This is a genomic window from Hyphomonas sp. NPDC076881 (assembly GCF_050269995.1).
In the GTDB taxonomy this organism is placed as follows: Bacteria; Pseudomonadota; Alphaproteobacteria; order Caulobacterales; family Hyphomonadaceae; genus Hyphomonas.
Window position 1 is genome coordinate 112,198 of sequence record NZ_JBNNJJ010000006.1, and the last position, 16,518, is coordinate 128,715.

Below are 16,518 nucleotides of genomic sequence, written 5' to 3' on the forward strand. Positions count from 1 at the left end.
CCCTCAGGCCTGTCCGCTGAGGGCGAGTACATCTTCCACCGTGCGCAGGCCGGGCTTGGGCGCGGTGACGAGCACGGCCATGTTGCCGGGCATATGCTTGTTGTCGAGCATCTTTTCATGCGCCAGCGGAATATCCGCCCAGGTGAACACTTCCGACATGCCGGGGTCGATACGCCGGTTGATCACAAGCTGGTTGGCCTCGGAGGCCTGTTTCAGGTTGGCAAAATGGCTGCCCTGCACGCGCTTCTGCCGCATCCAGAGGAAGCGGGCATCCATGGTGAGGTTAAAGCCGGACGTACCCGCACAAATGACAACCATGCCGCCGCGTTTCACCACGAAGACGGAGACCGGGAAGGTCGCCTCGCCGGGATGTTCGAACACGATGTCGACATCCTTCTTGCCGGTGATGTCCCAGATGGCTTTGCCGAACTTGCGGCTCTCTTTCATATAGTCGTTGAACTCCGGCCCGTTGACCTTCGGCAACTGGCCCCAGCAGTTGAAGTCGTTCCGGTTGATCACGCCCTTGGCGCCAAGGCTCAGCACATAGTCGCGCTTGTCGTCGGAGGAGACCACGCCAATGGCATTGGCCCCGGTCACCGCGCAAAGCTGCACGGCGAAGCTGCCCAGCCCGCCCGAGGCGCCCCAGACCAGCACGTTATCGGCCGGCTTCACGATGTGCGGGCGGTGGCCAAACAGCATCCGGTAGGCGGTGGCCAGCGTCAGCGTGTAGCAGGCGCTCTCTTCCCAGGTCAGGTGTTTGGGGCGCGGCATGCACTGGCGCGCCTGCACGCGGCAGAACTGGGCAAAGGCGCCGTCCGGCGTCTCATAGCCCCAGATGCGCTGGCTGGGCGAGAACATCGGATCGCCGCCATTGCATTCCTCATCGTCGCCATCATCCTGGTTGCAGTGGATGACAACCTCATCGCCCGGCTTCACGCGGGTGACCTTGCGGCCAACCGCCCAGACGATGCCGGCAGCGTCAGAGCCAGCCACATGGAAAGGTTGTTTGTGAACGTCGAAGGGCGAAATCGGCTCGCCGAGCGCGGCCCAGATGCCGTTATAGTTGACGCCGGCAGCCATCACGAGGACGAGCACTTCATCAGAATCGATGTCCGGCACCGGCACCTGCTCGACCTGCATTGCGGTCATCGGGCGGCCATGGCGCTCCCGCCGGATCGCCCAGGCGTGCATCAGCTTGGGCACATGAAACTCGGGCGGGATCTCGCCGATTTCATAAATGTCTTTTTTAACCCGGCCTGCCGTTTCTATGGTCATGGACCTTCCTCCGTCTCTGGTGCATTGGGGGCGGGCTCGCTCTATGCGGCGTCTTCACAGCCCCGTCTGGCGCGGGCACACTGGCAAGTGTTGTGAGGCTTCGCAAGGTCAATGTTGCGCTGCACAATCACTGTTGTCATCTCCTGAGGCTTTTTTGCATGACCGTTTGTCCGCTGGTTCACCTGAATGGCACGCTGCTGCCGCTGCCGGAGGCTCATATTTCGCCGCTGGACCGGGGGTTTCTGTTTGCCCATGCCGCCTATGAGGTCACCGCCGTCTATGGCGGGCGGTTCGTTGATCTGGAGGGGCATGTCGCCCGGCTGCAGCGGACGCTGGAGGGCATTTCCATTCCCGATCCGCATACGCCCGAGGGTTGGGCCAACCTCCACCGGGAGCTGATCGCCCATAATGATCTCGTCGAGGGGCTGGTCTATCTGCAAGTCACCGGCGGGGCCTATGACACGCGCGATTTTGCCGGGCCGGAGCGGTTCACGCCGACCGTCTTTGCCTATGCTGACACCAAACCGCTGATCGGGGCGCAGGCGCGCGACGGCATCGGCGCAGTGTTCATCGAGGATGGCCGCTGGAAACGGCGCGACATGAAAACCACCCAGCTTCTCTCCCAGGCGCTCGCTTACCGGTCCGCCCGGGCGAGGGGGGCGGAAACCGCGCTGATGGTGGAAGACGGGTTTGTCACCGAAGCGGCCTCGGCAAATGCCTGGATCGTCACGAAAGACGGCGAGATCATCACCCGCGACCTATCCCCCGCCATCCTCTCCGGCATCACGCGCGCGGGCGTGATGCGGCTGCGCGAAGCGGGCGGGTTTACCATCACCGAGCGCGCCTTCACACCGGAGGAGGTGGTTAACGCCGCCGAGATTTTCACAAGTTCGGCCGGGGCCATGGTGGCGCCGGTGGTGACCCTGGAAGGCGCCCCCGTCGGCGATGGCCGCCCCGGCCCGGTCACCCGCCGTGTGCAACGGCTTTACTATGAAGCAATGGGCGCAGACGTCGCCGAAGCGGCGCCGTTTGTGCTCGACCGGGGCTGAGGGGAAATACACCGTTATCAATAATAGTGATTTTAACAGAAAGGGGCGACCAAAGTCGCCCCTTTCCCTTGAAAAAACTGAACTTGGTCAGAAACCGTTACGGATTTGCCTGAGCTTCCTCTCCAGTTCCCGAAGTGCTTGGTGCTGTTGAGACTTCGCCCTACGTTGAGCGTTTTCAAGTTGCCTCAGTTTTGCACGCAGCTGAGGACTGCCTTTGATGGGTGCCATATTAGTAGGCCTCCAAAGGCTGTTGGTGGCTTGACACTCGCTTGTTGGTCAGTATCCTGTTCAGACAAGCTTGTTGTCCGCCCTCCAACGGCGGGTTGAATCGCCCCGCAGGTCCGCACGACCTGTGGGGTATTTTCATTAGTCATTTAGAATCGCCGGAATGTCAATACCGACACAAAATGTGGTATTTATATTAGAACATATGGAGTCTATGAGCACATTTAGTGCCGTCACAAACTTCCATAGTTGCTTTTTGAATTTGTCATCCAACCCCGGACATAGATTGCGAAGCGCGACTAAGCGCGGGGCGGGTCATCCGCATCGATAATCTCGCCTTCGATGATGTCGCCGCCCGCCTCCGGGGCGGCGGGGCCGCGGGCGTCTGCGAAGGCGGCGGTGAGCTGGGTGCGCACATCGCCAAGTTCACGCTGCGCGATCCGGGCGCTGATCTCGTTGGCGGCGAGCGCGGCGGCGGCGGGCAGGGCGATCAGGACCGCATCGATCAGCGCAAGCTGCCGGGCAAGCGAGGTGTCCCGGAAAAGCGCGAGCAGGCCCACCGTGATCACGAAGATCGCGATCAGCAGGCCCAGCCGGAAGCCAAACCCCGTCAGCAGCGTGGCGCCGGAAATGGCCGTCTGCGCGCCGGCGGCGGCAGCCAGGCGGCGGCGTTCATAAAGGCCCACAGCCAGCATGGCGGCGGTGAGCAGGGCCAGCGCCAGCGGGCTGCGCTGGAAGATCGCCATCAGCGCGGCGCCGGCCGGAAAGGCCAGCAGTGAGGCCAGGCGCAGGCCAAGGGCGGTCTGGAGGGGGCTGCGGGGCTGGGTCACGGGGTATCTGGCGGGCTCTTGCGGACTGGTGCAGGGTAGGTGGTCGTGCAGGCCGGGGCCTGCAAGTGCGGCAGAGGGGCCGCTTGCCAGCGGCAGGTGGCTCGGCCATGTTGCGCCGCAACATAAGGGAGGCAGGAAGACCATGACAAAAGCCGCCGGAAATTACCAGCACGCACCCGACGAACCCTGGATCTTCCGCACCTATGCGGGGCATTCGACCGCCAGGAAATCCAACGAGCTTTACCGCCTGAACCTCTCCAAGGGGCAGACCGGCCTCTCCATCGCCTTCGACCTGCCGACCCAGACGGCCTATGACGCCGACCATATCCTCAGCAAGGGCGAGGTTGGCAAGGTGGGCGTGCCGGTCAAGCATCTGGGCGACATGCGCGAGCTCTTTGCCGAGCTGCCGCTGGAGACGATGAACACGTCGATGACGATCAATGCCCCGGCCGCCTGGATGCTGGCCCTCTATGTGGCGCTGGCCGATGAGCGGGGCGACAGCCGCAAGAAACTGCGCGGCACCACCCAGAACGACATCGTCAAGGAATACCTCTCGCGCGGCACCTATGTGTTCCCGCCCGAGCCGTCGCTGCGCCTGATCTCGGACATGGTGAGCTGGTGCTATACAGAAGTTCCAAAATGGAATCCCATGAATGTCTGCTCCTACCACCTGCAGGAAGCGGGCGCCACGCCGGAACAGGAGCTGGCCTACGCCCTGGCCACCGCCATCGCCGTGCTCGATACCGTGAAAGCGGGCGGGCAAGTTCCAGAATCAGACTTTGAGACGGTCTTTGGCCGCATCTCATTCTTCGTCAATGCCGGGGTGCGTTTCGTAACGGAACTCTGCAAGATGCGCGCCTTCGTCGATCTCTGGGAAGAGATCGGGCGCGAGCGCTATGGCGTCACCGATCCCAAGGCGCTCCTCTTCCGCTATGGCGTGCAGGTGAACTCGCTGGGGCTGACCGAGCCGCAGCCGGAGAACAATGTCTACCGCATCCTGATGGAAGCCCTGGCCGTGACGCTGTCCAAGCGCGCCCGCTGCCGCGCGCTGCAGTTGCCGGCCTGGAACGAGGCGATGGGCCTGCCGCGCCCCTGGGACCAGCAATGGTCCCTCCGCCTGCAGCAGATCCTCGCCTATGAGACCGACCTTCTGGAGTTTGAAGACATCTTCGATGGCAGCCATGTGATCACCGCCAAGACGCAGGAGCTGAAGGAAAAGGCGCGCGCCACGCTGGCCAAGATCGACGAGATCGGCGGGGCAACCGCGGCCATCGGCTTCATGAAGGAAAGCCTGGTCGGCGCCCATATAGACCGTATACGGGCAATCGAATCGGGCGCCCTCACCGTGGTCGGCGTCAACCGGTTCACCGAGACCGAGCCAAGCCCTCTGGGCGGCGGCGACGGCGCCATCCAGACGGTCGATCCCGCCGAAGAAGCGATGCAGGTGCGTGACCTCAAAGCCTGGCGCGCCGCGCGCGACTCTGCCGCCGCCGAAACGGCCCTGGCGGCGCTGCGCGCTGCCGCCGCCGAAAACCGCAACATCATGGAACCCTCCATCGCCTGCGCCAAGGCCGGCGTGACGACGGGGGAGTGGGGCACGGTGCTGCGCGATGTGTTCGGCGAGTTCCGCGCGCCCACCGGCGTCGCCCTCGTGGTGGCCAGCAGCGGCGAGGAAGATGTTGAAAAGGTGAAAGCAGACGTGGCCCGCGTGTCCCAAGCCTTGGGCCGTACACTGACCTATGTGCTCGGCAAGCCCGGCCTTGATGGCCATTCCAACGGCGCCGAGCAGATTGCCGCGCGCGGGCGCGAAGTGGGCATGGAGGTGATCTATGAAGGCATCCGCTTCACGCCCGCCGAAATCGCCGCTCAGGCGAAAGAGGCCAAGGCCCATGTCGTCGGCCTCTCGATCCTCTCGGGCAGCCATCTCGATCTCGTGCGCGAAACGGTGGCCGAGCTGCGCAAGCTGGATCTCGGCCATGTGCCTGTCGTCGTCGGCGGCATCATCCCGCCCGAAGATGGCCGCGCCCTGCGCCAGATGGGCGTGGCAGCCGTCTATACGCCCAAGGATTTCCGCATCACGGAAATCATGGGTGATGTCACCCGCCTTGTTGAAAAAGCCTGGCTTGTGAAAGGATAGATCCAGGAGTCTGTAGGTGGGCTTGCCGCCGCGCGGAAAACCAGCCTAACGGGAGCGAAGTCAGATGACGGAGCTTCGTCCATGCCTTCTGCTGCCCCGTTCCAGCTTGGCTGGGAAGAATGGATCGCGTTGCGGGAACTGGGCCTTCCCGCGATCAAGGCGAAGATAGATACCGGCGCCAAGACATCTGCCCTGCATGCCAGCGTGATCGAGCCGTTCGGCCCCGCCCATGCCCCGCAGGTGCGCTTCCTGATCCAGCCCGATCCGGGTGATCCCGCGCTGGAGATCACCTGCTCGGCCCCCGTGGTCGACCGGCGCGAGGTGACCAGTTCCAATGGCGAGCGCGAGCTGCGTTATGTCATCGAAACCCATGCCGAGCTTGGCGGGCTCACCTGGCCGATCCAGCTGACGCTGTCGAACCGCGAAACGATGGCCTACCGCATGCTGCTGGGGCGCGGGGCGATCCAGCCAAGCTGGATCATTGATCCGAATGCGTCCTTTCTTCAGCCCCCGCTCGGCTATCAGATCTATCAGGGCCTGCCGCGCCGCAAGCCGGTCAAACGCCCCTTGCGGATTGCGCTGCTGACGCGCGAGCCGAAGAATTATTCTTCCCGCCGCCTGATCGAGGCGGCCGAAAAGCGCGGCCATGTGATCGAGGTGATCGATACGGCGCGCTGCTATATGCGCATCGGCGCGATTGATGCCGAGGTGCATTATGATGGCGAGGCGCTGCCCCGCTATGACGCCGTGATCCCGCGCATCGGCGCCACGATCACCGATTACGGCATGGCGGTGCTGCGCCAGTTTTCCAATACCGGCGCCTTCTGCCTTAACACGGCCGGCGCCATCGGCCGCTCGCGTGACAAGCTGCTGGCCCATCAGATGCTGGCGCGGGCGAAGATCGCGATGCCGATCACGGCGTTCGCGCACAGCCCGAAGGATACCGCCGGCCTTGTGGCGCTCGCGGGCGGGGCGCCGATCGTGCTGAAGCTGCTCTCCTCCACCCAAGGGAAGGGCGTGCTGCTGGCCGAGACGCGCAAATCTGCCGAGCGGCTGGTGGATGCCTTCCGGGGGCTCGACGCGAATTTCCTGGTGCAGGAATTCGTCGAGGAAGCCGGCGGGGCCGATGTGCGCGCCTTCGTGGTCGGCGGCAAGGTGGTGGGCGCCATGCGCCGGCAGGCGGAGAAGGGCGAGTTCCGCTCAAACCTCCACCGCGGCGGCACCGCCAGCGAAGCCCGTCTCAGCCCTCAGGAGCGGGATGTGGCGCGCGAGGCGGCCAAGGTGCTGCGGCTGGAAGTGGCGGGGGTGGATCTGCTGCAGACCAAGGACGGGCCCAAGGTGCTGGAGGTGAACTCGTCCCCCGGCCTCAAGGGCATCGAGAAGGCGACCGGCAAGGACATTGCCGCCCGTATCATCGAGCATCTGGAAACAGTCGTCCGCCCGCTCTCCCGCCACCGGGAGCCGCTCTAGGCGCCCGCGCTCAGTAGCGGCTGAACAGCCGGCCTTTTTCCGTCACCAGGATCACGAGCAGAGACGCCACGCCGAGGATCACGAAGCCGAAGGACAGCGGTACGGTTGTGCCGTCAAACTGCGCGCCGATGATCATGCCGATGATGCTGGAGATCATCGTGGTGGCAAAGCCATAGGCGGCAGACGCCGTGCCTGCGATCTTGCCGAGCGGCTCCATCGCCAGGGCCGAGAAGTTTGACCCCATCATGCCGAAACAGGCAAAGCCGATGGCAAACAGCGGGAAGAACACGGTCAGGTTTTCGCCCCAGATGAGGGTCGCAAGGGTCAGCAGCAGGGTCGAGATGATGAAGGTGAGCAGGGCAATATGGCTGATCCGGCGCATGCCCATCCGCTCCACCAGGCGTGAGTTGGCAAAGTTCGACAGGGCCAGCGCCGCCGCGATCCCGGCAAACCAGTAGGCGAAGGTGTCGCCCTGATCGAATACGTCGCGGAACACCTGTTCGGAGGAGGCGATGAAGGCAAACAGAGAACCGAAGACGAGCCCCGAAGCCAGCATGTAGCCAAAGCTCGCCCGCGTGCGGATGACCTGCATATAGGCAGACATCACGCTGCCGATCTCAAGGGATTGGCGCGCCGCCTTCGGCAGGCTTTCCGGCAGGCGAAACCATGTCCAGGCGAACATCAGCCCGCCCCATACGGCCAGCACGATGAAGATGCCTTCCCAGGGCGCCACATAGAGGATCATCTGCCCAATCGCCGGCGCGATGATCGGCACGATCATGAACACGGTCATCACCAGCGACATGAAACTCGCCATGGCCCGCCCGGCGAACAGGTCGCGCACCACCGCCGAGGCCACCGTGCGCGCGCCGGATGAAAACACCCCTTGCAGGAACCGCGCGGCCAGAAGCGCCCAGAAACTGTGGGCCACGACACAGAGGAAAGCCATCAGCATATAGCCGGCAAGCGCCACGAACAGCGGCGCGCGCCGCCCGAACCGGTCGGTGATCGGGCCCCAGATCAGCTGCGGTGCGCCGAAACCCAGCACATAGGCGAAGATGATCAGCTGCTGCCGGTTCTGGTCGCCGCCTTCCGCCGTCAGGCCGGTGGCGCGCGCAATCTCCCCCAGGGCGGGCAGCATGATGTCGATGGCGATGGCGTTGAGGGCCATCAGGCCCGCAACGATCGCCACGAACTCAACTTTGCGCATGCCTGCCGGTGGGGGCATATGAAGGCCTTCGGCCTTGCCCGCTTCACTTCCGTCCATTCGTCCGGTCTTTCCAAAATCCGGCGTGTCTCAGGCTTTGAAGCCTGGGCCACCCGTCAACAAACCCGGCCTTTTGGACCCATCTTTCCCGCTTGGCCAGAGTTTGGCCGCATAAATTCGTGCGGGCGGATAATTTCCTTGCGAAATGTACACTTCGGGCGGTTCTGGGGGAGTGATAAGGGTTCCCTCATGAAAACACCGATACTCCGTACAGAGCGCTGGGTGGCCCTGGCCACTGCCGGCATGTTTGCGCTTCAGGCCTGTGGCGGGGGCGGTGGGGGCGGGTCCAGTGCCTCGCCGCCACCCCCGCCGCCACCGCCCCCGCCGCCACCGGTGAACCAGCCCCCATCGATCACCTCGCCGGCCACGGTCTCGATCAATGAGGGAACCACCGGCACGGTCTACACGCTGACGGCCACCGATCCGGACGGAGACACACTCACCCGCTCGCTGGTTGCCGGCGGAGATGCCGCGCTGTTCAGCTTCGATGCGGCCACCGGCGTCCTCTCCCTGACCTCGGCCCTCGATTATGAGGCGCCCCAGGATGCCAATGGCGACAATATCTATGTGGTGAACTTCCGCGTCGAAGACGGGCGCGGCGGCGAAGCGGCGCTGGCGGTTCAGATCAGTGTTCTGGATGTGGACGAGACCATCACCGGCATGGCCCTGCGCCGCGTGGCAACCGGCCTCAGCCAGCCGCTCTATCTGGAAGGCATTCCGGGTACGGACCGTGTGGTCGTGCTGCAGAAAGGTGGCCTTGCCCGCGTGCTCAATCCATCGAACGGGCAGGTCGAGAGCGTGGCCTTCCTGGATGTCTCCTCGCAGGTCGGCACTGATGGCGAACAGGGGCTCGTGGGCATGGCCTTCTCGCCCGGCTTCACGGCAGACCGGACAGTCTATGTGAACCTCACCAATACCGCCGGTGATACCGAAATCCGCCGTTACCGGACCTATGCCAACAATCCCCTGCAGCTTGATCCGGCGACGCTCAATATCATCCTGAAGATCAGCCAGGTGGATGTCTATCACAATGGCGGCTGGCTCGGCTTTGGCAATGATGGCCTGCTGTATATCGCAACGGGCGATGGCGGCGGCGTCACCGCCGGCGCAGACCAGAACGCGCAGAATACCAATTCTCTGCTCGGCAAGATCCTGCGCATCGATGTGGCGAACGACGTGGACGATTTCCCTGCCGATGCCGACCGCGACTATCGCATCCCGGCGGGCAATGCCTTTGCTTCCAATGGCAGCGCCGGGCGTCCTGAAATCTTCGCGCTGGGCCTGCGCAATCCCTGGCGGTCAAGCTTTGACCGCCAGACGGGCGATCTCTTCATCGCCGATGTCGGCCAGTCCAATCGCGAGGAAATCAACCGGATGCGCCCGTCCGATGCCGGCGCCAATTATGGCTGGGCCGTGCGCGAGGGCACGGCTTTCTATTCGGGAGACGACTCGCCAAGCTTCACGCCCCCGGTCGCCGACTACGGGCATGGCTCCGGCCCGGCACAGGGCAGCTCCATCACCGGGGGCTATGTCTATCGCGGCAATATCGGCCCCATCCGCAACCATTATCTGTTTGCGGACTTTGTCAGCAACAATGTCTGGTCGGTTCCGGTCTCGTCGCTGACAGTAGGGCAGACACTGGCCGCCAGCCAATTCAACCGCCTGAATGACCAGCTCGTGCCCGATGCCGGAACGCTGAGCAGCATCTCCAGCTTCGGCATGGACAATGACGGCAATGTCTACATCGTCTCCATCGGCGGCAGCATCTTCAGAATTGAGGGCGCCCCGTAAGGCGCCCTCTCATCCTTCCGGCAAGGGGGCTTCAGGCCCGCGGCCTTACGGGGCGGCGCGCTGGATCTGTCCGGCCAGGTTGAAGATCACCTGATCGGCATCAAAGAAGGCCACATCATCGGGCTTGGCGCCCTTGCCCATCACGATCTCGGCGCTGGCGATATAGCTCGTCTGCTCCCGATAGCTGATCGGGCCGTCCCAGAAGGGATCATAGAAGCTGTACCGGCTGTAGCGCACGCTGCGATAGGGATCGTAGAAATACGCCGCGCGCGGGCCGAAATAGCGGTAGTTCAGGTAGAAGTGATCATAATAGGGCGAGTAGGCCGCGCCCGAGGGGATCACGCGCGTATTGGCATCGGTATCCCGGCGCACCACGCGGAAATGGTCATATCCGTTCTGTTTGGTCAGCTCGGCGGCCCGGAACAGCAGATAGGTTTCCACCGTCTTCCGGTCGGTCAGCGAGTTGCCCGAGAACTCCACCTGATAGCGGTTGTCCTCGATCTTCATTTCCGAGAAACCACGATCCGAGACGGTCGCAGGCTGATAGGGCGTCGCCGTGGCGCACGCCGCCGTAAAGGCGAGCGCGGCGACAGCAGCGGCAAGGCTAAGGCGTTTCATGGCACGGCCTCCAAGAGTTTCTTCTGCACTATATAGTGTGACTCTACGAAGATGAACGCCAGCCAACACGCAAGTTCACAACAACGTGACGCAGGCGCCCGGCGATCACGATGCCGTGGCCCGCCAAAAAGAAACGGCAGCCGGGGGCTGCCGTTCCATGAAAATCACCGGAAACCGGAAAAATCAGGCGGTTTTATAGCCGATCACGGCTTTCACTTCGAGGAACTCCTCAAAGCCATGCTCGCCCCATTCGCGGCCGTTGCCCGACTGGCCATAGCCGCCAAACGGCGCCGAGAAGTCAGGGCGCGCGCCATTGACGAGGATCTGGCCGGCGCGGATGCGGTTGGCCACCTCATGGGCTTCCTTGTCCGGGCCCTGAACATAGCCGGCGAGACCGTAAACGGTGTCGTTGGCCATTTCGACAGCATCATCGACGGTGTCATAAGGGATCATGACGAGCACGGGCCCGAAGATTTCCTCGCGCGCGATGGTCATGTCATTGGTGACATTCGCAAACACGGTCGGCCGGGCGAAATAGCCCTTGTTGAAGCCTTCCGGGCGCCCAGGGCCACCGGCAACGAGGGTTGCGCCCTCTTCGATGCCTTTCTGGATCAGGTCCTGAACCTTCTGATACTGGTTGCCGTTGGAGATCGGGCCGATGGCGCCGGGAGGGGCGTCTGCCGGATTGGCAACCTTCACGGCCTCAGCGGTGGCCTTGGCAATCGCGATGGCCTGATCCTGCTGGTCCTTCTGCACGAACATCCGCGAAGGCGCGTTACAGCTCTGGCCCGAATTGGTCATCATGTTCATGATGCCGCTGGAAACAGCCTTCTGCAGATCGGCCGTAGGCAGAACAATATTCGGGCTCTTGCCGCCAAGTTCCTGGGCCACGCGCTTCACCGTCGGCGCAGCGGCCTGGGCCACCAGCACGCCGGCGCGCGTCGAACCGGTGAAGCTCACCATGTCCACATCGGGGTGGGACGACATCGCCGAGCCAACGCCCGGGCCATCGCCGTTCACAAGGTTGAACACGCCCTTGGGCACGCCGGCCTCATGCAGCACTTCGGCAAAGATCATCGCGTCGAGCGGGGCAATTTCCGAAGGCTTCAGCACCATGGTGCAGCCCGCCGCGATGGCCGGGGCAACTTTACAGGCGATCTGGTTCAGCGGCCAGTTCCAGGGCGTGATGAACGCGCACACGCCAATCGGCTCCTTGCGCAGCAGGGTGGTGCCTTTCAGCTCCTCCCATTTGTATTCACGCAGGACGCCGGCGGTGGTGGCGAAATGGCCAAGGCCCGAGGGCACCTGGGCGGCATTGGCCAGCCACATCGGCGCGCCCATCTCCTCGGAGATCGCCTTGGCAAGGTCGGGCATCCGCTTCTGCAGGCCGGCGGTGATCTTGTCGAGCAGATCGGCGCGGTATTCCACGCTCGTCTGCGAGAAGGTCTTGAAGGCGCGCTTGGCGGCAGCAACCGCCTTGTCCACATCTGCGGCAGAGCCGATGGAGATGACAGCGAAGTTCTCTTCCGTGGCAGGGTTTTCGACTTCCAGGGTGCGCGGCGTTACCGGATCAACCCATTCGCCATCGATATAGAATTTGAGATATTGTTGCATCAGTAGGGCCTCCCTTTGGGCGCATCTTATTGAGCCATCCCCTTGACTATAGGAGAGGTGTCCCCGTTTCGCCACTCCTGACGCGGGGGGAGGGCGCATCAATAGGCATGGCTTCTGAAATATTGATCGATTATTCTTTCGAGCTTCGTCCGGTGTGGAGGGAAGAGCTTTGATCGCAATTGTTGTGAAGCGGCAGCGACAGGAGGATAATAAATCCTGTGAAAGTCTAAGGCAATATCAATATCATAATCATTGAAATAGCACAGGACAAAAACGCTCTTTTGCGCTCGCATTCTTCGTATATTTGGAACGGGGATCGATTTTGCAAAGCTTTGAATTCCATATAATGGATGGTCACAATCTATAATGGAGGAGTACGTTTTCAGTAAATTGTTTATAGATTTTGATTTTGCGCAGATTATTACACTCGGACGAACTTCATTATCAGCGATTTTGGCTAATTCTGCACTTGAGTACTGACTAAAAAACCCAGCGATTTTCGGGTCTCTGGTGAAGTCCAAAAGTGGCGTGTGTATGCCATAATGCTGGGCTATTGCAAAAATCCGGTATGGCTCTTCATGGATATCTTTCAGTTCTGGTTGCCTGCGAACCCACTCGGTAAAATGCAGCAAGCGGTCTTTGTCCGCCTTCTTTCTTCTGCCGGTGGGAGCAAGATTGGTGTTCATCTTCTGCCCACGGAACAAATCCCATCCTTGCCTTTTTAGCTGGTGGCAGCGCTTTAGGGCGTCCGAATATGACAATGCATTCTCGCCCAACCATTTGTCACTGAAGGGCGTATTTGTATCGTACAGATGTTGCCATTCAGGGTTGTTGGAAAAATATGGCGTCTCATCGCTTGCAGGCATTTCCACTTTATCGCCCTTTAACACCAATTGCTGATTTATTCGTGGGGTTTGTATGTCGGGGATGCATGCTGCATAAGTTGCGCTTTACTTCTTCGTCTTCACCCAGCCGCGTCCGGCCATGCAATTGATGTAGTTCACCTCGATGCCATAGCTGATCTGCTGGCAGGCGGCGCGGGCGGATTCGTAGGGCATGGCCCCCTCCCGGGCGGTCCAGCCATCATTTGGGGTGCTGGCGCAGGCGGAAAGCAGGGCGGCGGCAGCAAGGGCGGGCGCGATCTGTCTCATTTCTTTTTCATGTTCCCGAAAATGCCGCGCAGGATGTAGCGGGTAACTTCGCGGCTGATTGTGGTGGCGGCGGTGTTGGTGGCGCGCTCGGTGGGCGTCATCCGGCGCGAGCGGCTGGCTGTGGTGGTGCGCCCCTTGGCCGGGGCCTTGGCAGCGGTCTTGGCCTTGGCGGCCGCTTCCTTTTCCTTCTCTGCCGCCAGTCTGGCCTTCTCGGCAACCTTGGCGGCTTCGGCTTCCTTCTTGGTCAGGATTTCATAGGCAGACTCCCGGTCCACCATCTTGTCATACCGGCCAAAGAGCGGGCTTGCCTTGTTGATCTCGGCGCGCTCGGCATCGGTCACCGGGCCAAGGCGCGAGGCGGGCGGGCGGATCAGCGTGCGCTGCACGACAGACGGCGTGCCCTTGGCGTCGAGTGTCGAGACCAGCGCTTCGCCCACGCCCAGCTCGGTGATCACGGTCTCGGTCTTGAAGGCGGGGTTGGGCCGGAAGGACGCAGCGGCAGATTTCACCGCCTTCTGCTCCATCGGCGTATAGGCGCGCAGCGCGTGCTGGATGCGGTTGCCAAGCTGGGCCAGCACGCTCTCGGGCACATCGCGCGGGTTCTGCGTCACGAAATACACCCCCACCCCCTTCGAGCGGATAAGGCGCACCACCTGCTCGATCTTCTGCAGCAGGGCCGGGGCTGTGTCCGTGAACAGAAGATGGGCCTCGTCGAAGAAGAAGACGAGGCGCGGCTTTTCCGGGTCGCCAATCTCAGGCAGCTCCTCGAAGAGTTCCGACAGCAGCCACAGCAGGAAGGTGGAATAAAGCTTCGGGCTGTTGATCAGCTTGGTCGCGTCCAGAATGTTCACATAGCCGCGCCCGTCACGGGTCGTGCGCATGAAATCTGCCAGCTCCAGCGCCGGCTCGCCGAAAAAGCTCTCCGCCCCGGCGCGCTCCAGCACCAGCAATTCGCGCTGCACGGCGGCCAGCGAGGCAGGCGCCACATTGCCATATTTGCGGCTCACCTCTTCGCGAATGCCGGGCTCGCCCAGATGCGCCAGCAGCTTGCGCAGGTCTTTCAGGTCCAGGATGCGGAAATCGGGATCGTCCACGCAGCGGTCGTCCGCATACTGAAAGGCAATGTTGAGAATGCCTTCCTGCACGGCGGTCAGCCCCATCAGGCGCGAGAGCAGCACCGGCCCCATCTCGGCAATCGTGGCGCGGATAGGGTGGCCCTTCTCGCCGAACACGTCCCAGAAGATCACCGGCGCGGGATGATAGGTCAGCGGGCCCATCGCAATGGCTTCCGCCCGGCTGGTGAAGGAGGCATGCGCCTTGTGGGTTTCCGTGCCGGCAAAGGCGATGCCCGAAAGGTCGCCTTTCACATCGGCGGCGAATACCGGAACGCCCGCATCGGCAAAGGCCTGCGCCATCACCTGCAGGGTCACGGTCTTGCCGGTGCCGGTGGCGCCGGCAACCAGCCCATGCCGGTTGGCCACTTTCAGGATCAGCGACTGGGCGTCATCCGGCGTGCCGGCGCCATCGGCGTCGGCGCCCCCCAGGAAGATTGTCTCGCTCATGCCGCCGCCCCTTGCTGATATGGTCTGAAATCAAGGCCCAGAGGCTAGCTGTTCCGGAGATTTCAGCAAGCGCCACCGCGCAGGTATCTCCCGCTTGACGGGGAAGGGGCGCCGCCCCACCCTGACGGCTCACATCCAATCGGAGCAGTAAATGGGCAGCGCCACCAAGACCGGCATCTGGATCATCGCCACGGGCGTGATCATCGCGCTGCTGTATCTGGGCCGGGATATCCTGGCCACCTTCGCCATGGCCGTCTTCGTCTTCCTGATCATCGAGGGCTTCGGCACGGTCATCAACAATGCCTCGCGCACCATCCATATTGGCCTGGCGCGTATCCTCGCGGTGTTGCTGGTGGTGGGCGGCTTTGTCGGCTTCATCGCGCTGATGGCCAATGGCGTGGCCGAGTTTGGCCGCGACGGCGCAGACTATGAAGAGAAGATCAACGGCCTGATCGCCGATGTCTATGCCGTGGCCCATCTGCAGGAGGCCCCGACGCTCACCCATCTGGTGTTTGACCAGGGCGGCCAGCGCTTCTTCGCCACCATCGCCAATTCCGTCAGCGGTCTTTCCGGCGATATCGTACTGATCCTGATCTATGTCGCCTTCCTGTTCACCGCCCAGTCGATGTGGACGCAGAAGCTCGACAACATCTTCCCTGATTCGCAGCGCCGCGAAGCGGTCCGCCGGATCGGCAATGACGCCCGCCTCGCCATCGAGAAATACCTCTGGACGCAGACGGTCATCTCCGCGCTGATCACCTTCTTGACCTATATCTCGCTATTGGCACTGGGCGTGCAAAATGCCCTGTTCCTCTCGGCCCTGATCTTCGTGCTGAACTATATCCCCACCGTGGGCTCTATTGTCGCAGCGATGGTGCCGCCGCTGTTTGCCCTGGTCCAGCCTGGGGTACCCGGATGGGTACCCGATGTGGCGCTGCAGGAATCCTACATCTATGCCGCCATCGTTTTTGCGGTGGTCAGCTTCTGGCAGTTCTCGATCGGCAATTTTGTGCAGCCGCGGATGATGGGCGATTCGCTCAATCTCTCGGCCCTCGTGGTCCTGCTGGCGCTGGCCATCTGGGGCGTCATCTGGGGCATTCCCGGCATGTTCCTGTCGGCTCCGCTGACCGTGCTGATGATGATCCTCTTTGCCCAGTCCCCGCATACAAGATGGATCGCCATCCTGCTGTCGGCAGACGGCAAACCCAAGGGCGGCGCCCTGCAAGAGGGGGAAGCCGTCTGACTGCCGGGTGGGCTAGCCAACCCGTTATTGAAATGTTACATGCGGGTCGGGTTTAGGCTGTATGGCAATTGATTCCGGGTTGCTGCACTACTGAAAATTAACGTTTGTGACGTCGGATTGTGGTTGATTTGCCGCCGTCAGAAACAACATAAAACAAGATCAGGCTTCCGCGTGCGTCCCCCCACCCAGCCTGCGGAATTTGCCTGTAGGGCCCGCTGGACATGTCCCCGTCTGGCGGGCCCGCTTGTTTTCCGGGCCGTCTCCCCATCTTCCTTGAATCCGCGCA

Annotated in this window: 13 protein-coding genes; 5 read left to right on the forward strand and 8 right to left on the reverse strand. The window is 62.3% G+C overall.

Annotated elements, in window-relative coordinates; genetic code table 11:
• Positions 1-3 precede the first annotated feature (3 nt).
• Positions 4-1,275 carry a crotonyl-CoA carboxylase/reductase gene (ccrA, locus tag ACQKI2_RS08450; protein ID WP_427379249.1) on the reverse strand — a complete coding sequence of 424 codons (1,272 nt, stop codon included), beginning with the start codon at positions 1,273-1,275 and terminating at the stop codon, positions 4-6.
• Between the two features lie 158 nt (positions 1,276-1,433).
• Here ccrA and ACQKI2_RS08455 point away from each other — a divergent pair, with 158 nt between their 5' ends.
• Positions 1,434-2,324, forward strand: coding sequence for an aminotransferase class IV (locus ACQKI2_RS08455; RefSeq protein ID WP_427379250.1), 891 nt, complete (start codon positions 1,434-1,436; stop codon positions 2,322-2,324).
• Between the two features lie 524 nt (positions 2,325-2,848).
• On the opposite strand, the gene ACQKI2_RS08460 is transcribed toward ACQKI2_RS08455, so the two are convergent.
• Positions 2,849-3,379, reverse strand: coding sequence for a hypothetical protein (locus ACQKI2_RS08460; protein ID WP_427379251.1), 531 nt, complete (start codon positions 3,377-3,379; stop codon positions 2,849-2,851).
• A 142-nt stretch (positions 3,380-3,521) separates the two neighbouring features.
• Here ACQKI2_RS08460 and ACQKI2_RS08465 point away from each other — a divergent pair, with 142 nt between their 5' ends.
• A complete protein-coding gene (locus ACQKI2_RS08465; protein WP_427379252.1) occupies positions 3,522-5,516 on the forward strand; it encodes a methylmalonyl-CoA mutase family protein in 1,995 nt (664 codons plus the stop codon).
• Between the two features lie 81 nt (positions 5,517-5,597).
• Entirely contained in the window at positions 5,598-6,986 is a 1,389-nt protein-coding gene (rimK, locus tag ACQKI2_RS08470) for a 30S ribosomal protein S6--L-glutamate ligase (RefSeq protein ID WP_035594969.1), read from the forward strand.
• A 10-nt stretch (positions 6,987-6,996) separates the two neighbouring features.
• On the opposite strand, the gene ACQKI2_RS08475 is transcribed toward rimK, so the two are convergent.
• Positions 6,997-8,253, reverse strand: coding sequence for a multidrug effflux MFS transporter (locus ACQKI2_RS08475; protein ID WP_427379253.1), 1,257 nt, complete (start codon positions 8,251-8,253; stop codon positions 6,997-6,999).
• A gap of 189 nt (positions 8,254-8,442) precedes the next feature.
• Here ACQKI2_RS08475 and ACQKI2_RS08480 point away from each other — a divergent pair, with 189 nt between their 5' ends.
• Positions 8,443-10,044 carry a PQQ-dependent sugar dehydrogenase gene (locus ACQKI2_RS08480; RefSeq protein ID WP_427379254.1) on the forward strand — a complete coding sequence of 534 codons (1,602 nt, stop codon included), beginning with the start codon at positions 8,443-8,445 and terminating at the stop codon, positions 10,042-10,044.
• 45 nt (positions 10,045-10,089) lie between these two features.
• Here ACQKI2_RS08480 and ACQKI2_RS08485 read toward each other — a convergent pair whose 3' ends face one another.
• The 5 genes from ACQKI2_RS08485 to ACQKI2_RS08505 all read right to left on the reverse strand — a co-directional run bounded on the left by ACQKI2_RS08485 (position 10,090) and on the right by ACQKI2_RS08505 (position 14,989).
• Positions 10,090-10,662: a CC0125/CC1285 family lipoprotein gene (locus tag ACQKI2_RS08485; protein ID WP_427379255.1), complete on the reverse strand. Its 573-nt coding sequence runs from the start codon at positions 10,660-10,662 to the stop codon at positions 10,090-10,092.
• Positions 10,663-10,845: 183 nt separating this feature from the next.
• Entirely contained in the window at positions 10,846-12,276 is a 1,431-nt protein-coding gene (locus ACQKI2_RS08490; RefSeq protein WP_427379256.1) for an aldehyde dehydrogenase family protein, read from the reverse strand.
• A gap of 98 nt (positions 12,277-12,374) precedes the next feature.
• Positions 12,375-13,142: an FRG domain-containing protein gene (locus ACQKI2_RS08495; RefSeq protein WP_427379363.1), complete on the reverse strand. Its 768-nt coding sequence runs from the start codon at positions 13,140-13,142 to the stop codon at positions 12,375-12,377.
• Between the two features lie 84 nt (positions 13,143-13,226).
• Entirely contained in the window at positions 13,227-13,427 is a 201-nt protein-coding gene (locus tag ACQKI2_RS08500; protein ID WP_427379257.1) for a hypothetical protein, read from the reverse strand.
• On the reverse strand, positions 13,424-14,989 hold the full coding sequence (locus ACQKI2_RS08505) for a helicase HerA-like domain-containing protein (protein WP_427379258.1): 1,566 nt from the start codon (positions 14,987-14,989) through the stop codon (positions 13,424-13,426). The genes ACQKI2_RS08500 and ACQKI2_RS08505 overlap by 4 nt, the downstream gene beginning before the upstream one ends.
• Before the next feature lie 151 nt (positions 14,990-15,140).
• Here ACQKI2_RS08505 and ACQKI2_RS08510 point away from each other — a divergent pair, with 151 nt between their 5' ends.
• Positions 15,141-16,232, forward strand: a complete 1,092-nt coding sequence (locus ACQKI2_RS08510; protein ID WP_427379259.1) for an AI-2E family transporter — start codon at positions 15,141-15,143, stop codon at positions 16,230-16,232.
• Positions 16,233-16,518 lie beyond the last annotated feature (286 nt).

Excerpts from the sequence above, each read along its gene's own strand:
- ACQKI2_RS08475 (WP_427379253.1), bottom strand. The coding sequence starts at position 8,253 with ATGGACGGAAGTGAAGCGGGCAAGGCCGAAGGCCTTCATATGCCCCCA.
- rimK (WP_035594969.1), top strand. The coding sequence starts at position 5,598 with ATGCCTTCTGCTGCCCCGTTCCAGCTTGGCTGGGAAGAATGGATCGCG.
- ACQKI2_RS08485 (WP_427379255.1), bottom strand. The coding sequence starts at position 10,662 with ATGAAACGCCTTAGCCTTGCCGCTGCTGTCGCCGCGCTCGCCTTTACG.
- ccrA (WP_427379249.1), bottom strand. The coding sequence starts at position 1,275 with ATGACCATAGAAACGGCAGGCCGGGTTAAAAAAGACATTTATGAAATC.
- ACQKI2_RS08455 (WP_427379250.1), top strand. The coding sequence starts at position 1,434 with ATGACCGTTTGTCCGCTGGTTCACCTGAATGGCACGCTGCTGCCGCTG.
- ACQKI2_RS08490 (WP_427379256.1), bottom strand. The coding sequence starts at position 12,276 with ATGCAACAATATCTCAAATTCTATATCGATGGCGAATGGGTTGATCCG.
- ACQKI2_RS08505 (WP_427379258.1), bottom strand. The coding sequence starts at position 14,989 with ATGAGCGAGACAATCTTCCTGGGGGGCGCCGACGCCGATGGCGCCGGC.
- ACQKI2_RS08500 (WP_427379257.1), bottom strand. The coding sequence starts at position 13,427 with ATGAGACAGATCGCGCCCGCCCTTGCTGCCGCCGCCCTGCTTTCCGCC.
- ACQKI2_RS08465 (WP_427379252.1), top strand. The coding sequence starts at position 3,522 with ATGACAAAAGCCGCCGGAAATTACCAGCACGCACCCGACGAACCCTGG.
- ACQKI2_RS08480 (WP_427379254.1), top strand. The coding sequence starts at position 8,443 with ATGAAAACACCGATACTCCGTACAGAGCGCTGGGTGGCCCTGGCCACT.
- ACQKI2_RS08495 (WP_427379363.1), bottom strand. The coding sequence starts at position 13,142 with ATGCCTGCAAGCGATGAGACGCCATATTTTTCCAACAACCCTGAATGG.
- ACQKI2_RS08510 (WP_427379259.1), top strand. The coding sequence starts at position 15,141 with ATGGGCAGCGCCACCAAGACCGGCATCTGGATCATCGCCACGGGCGTG.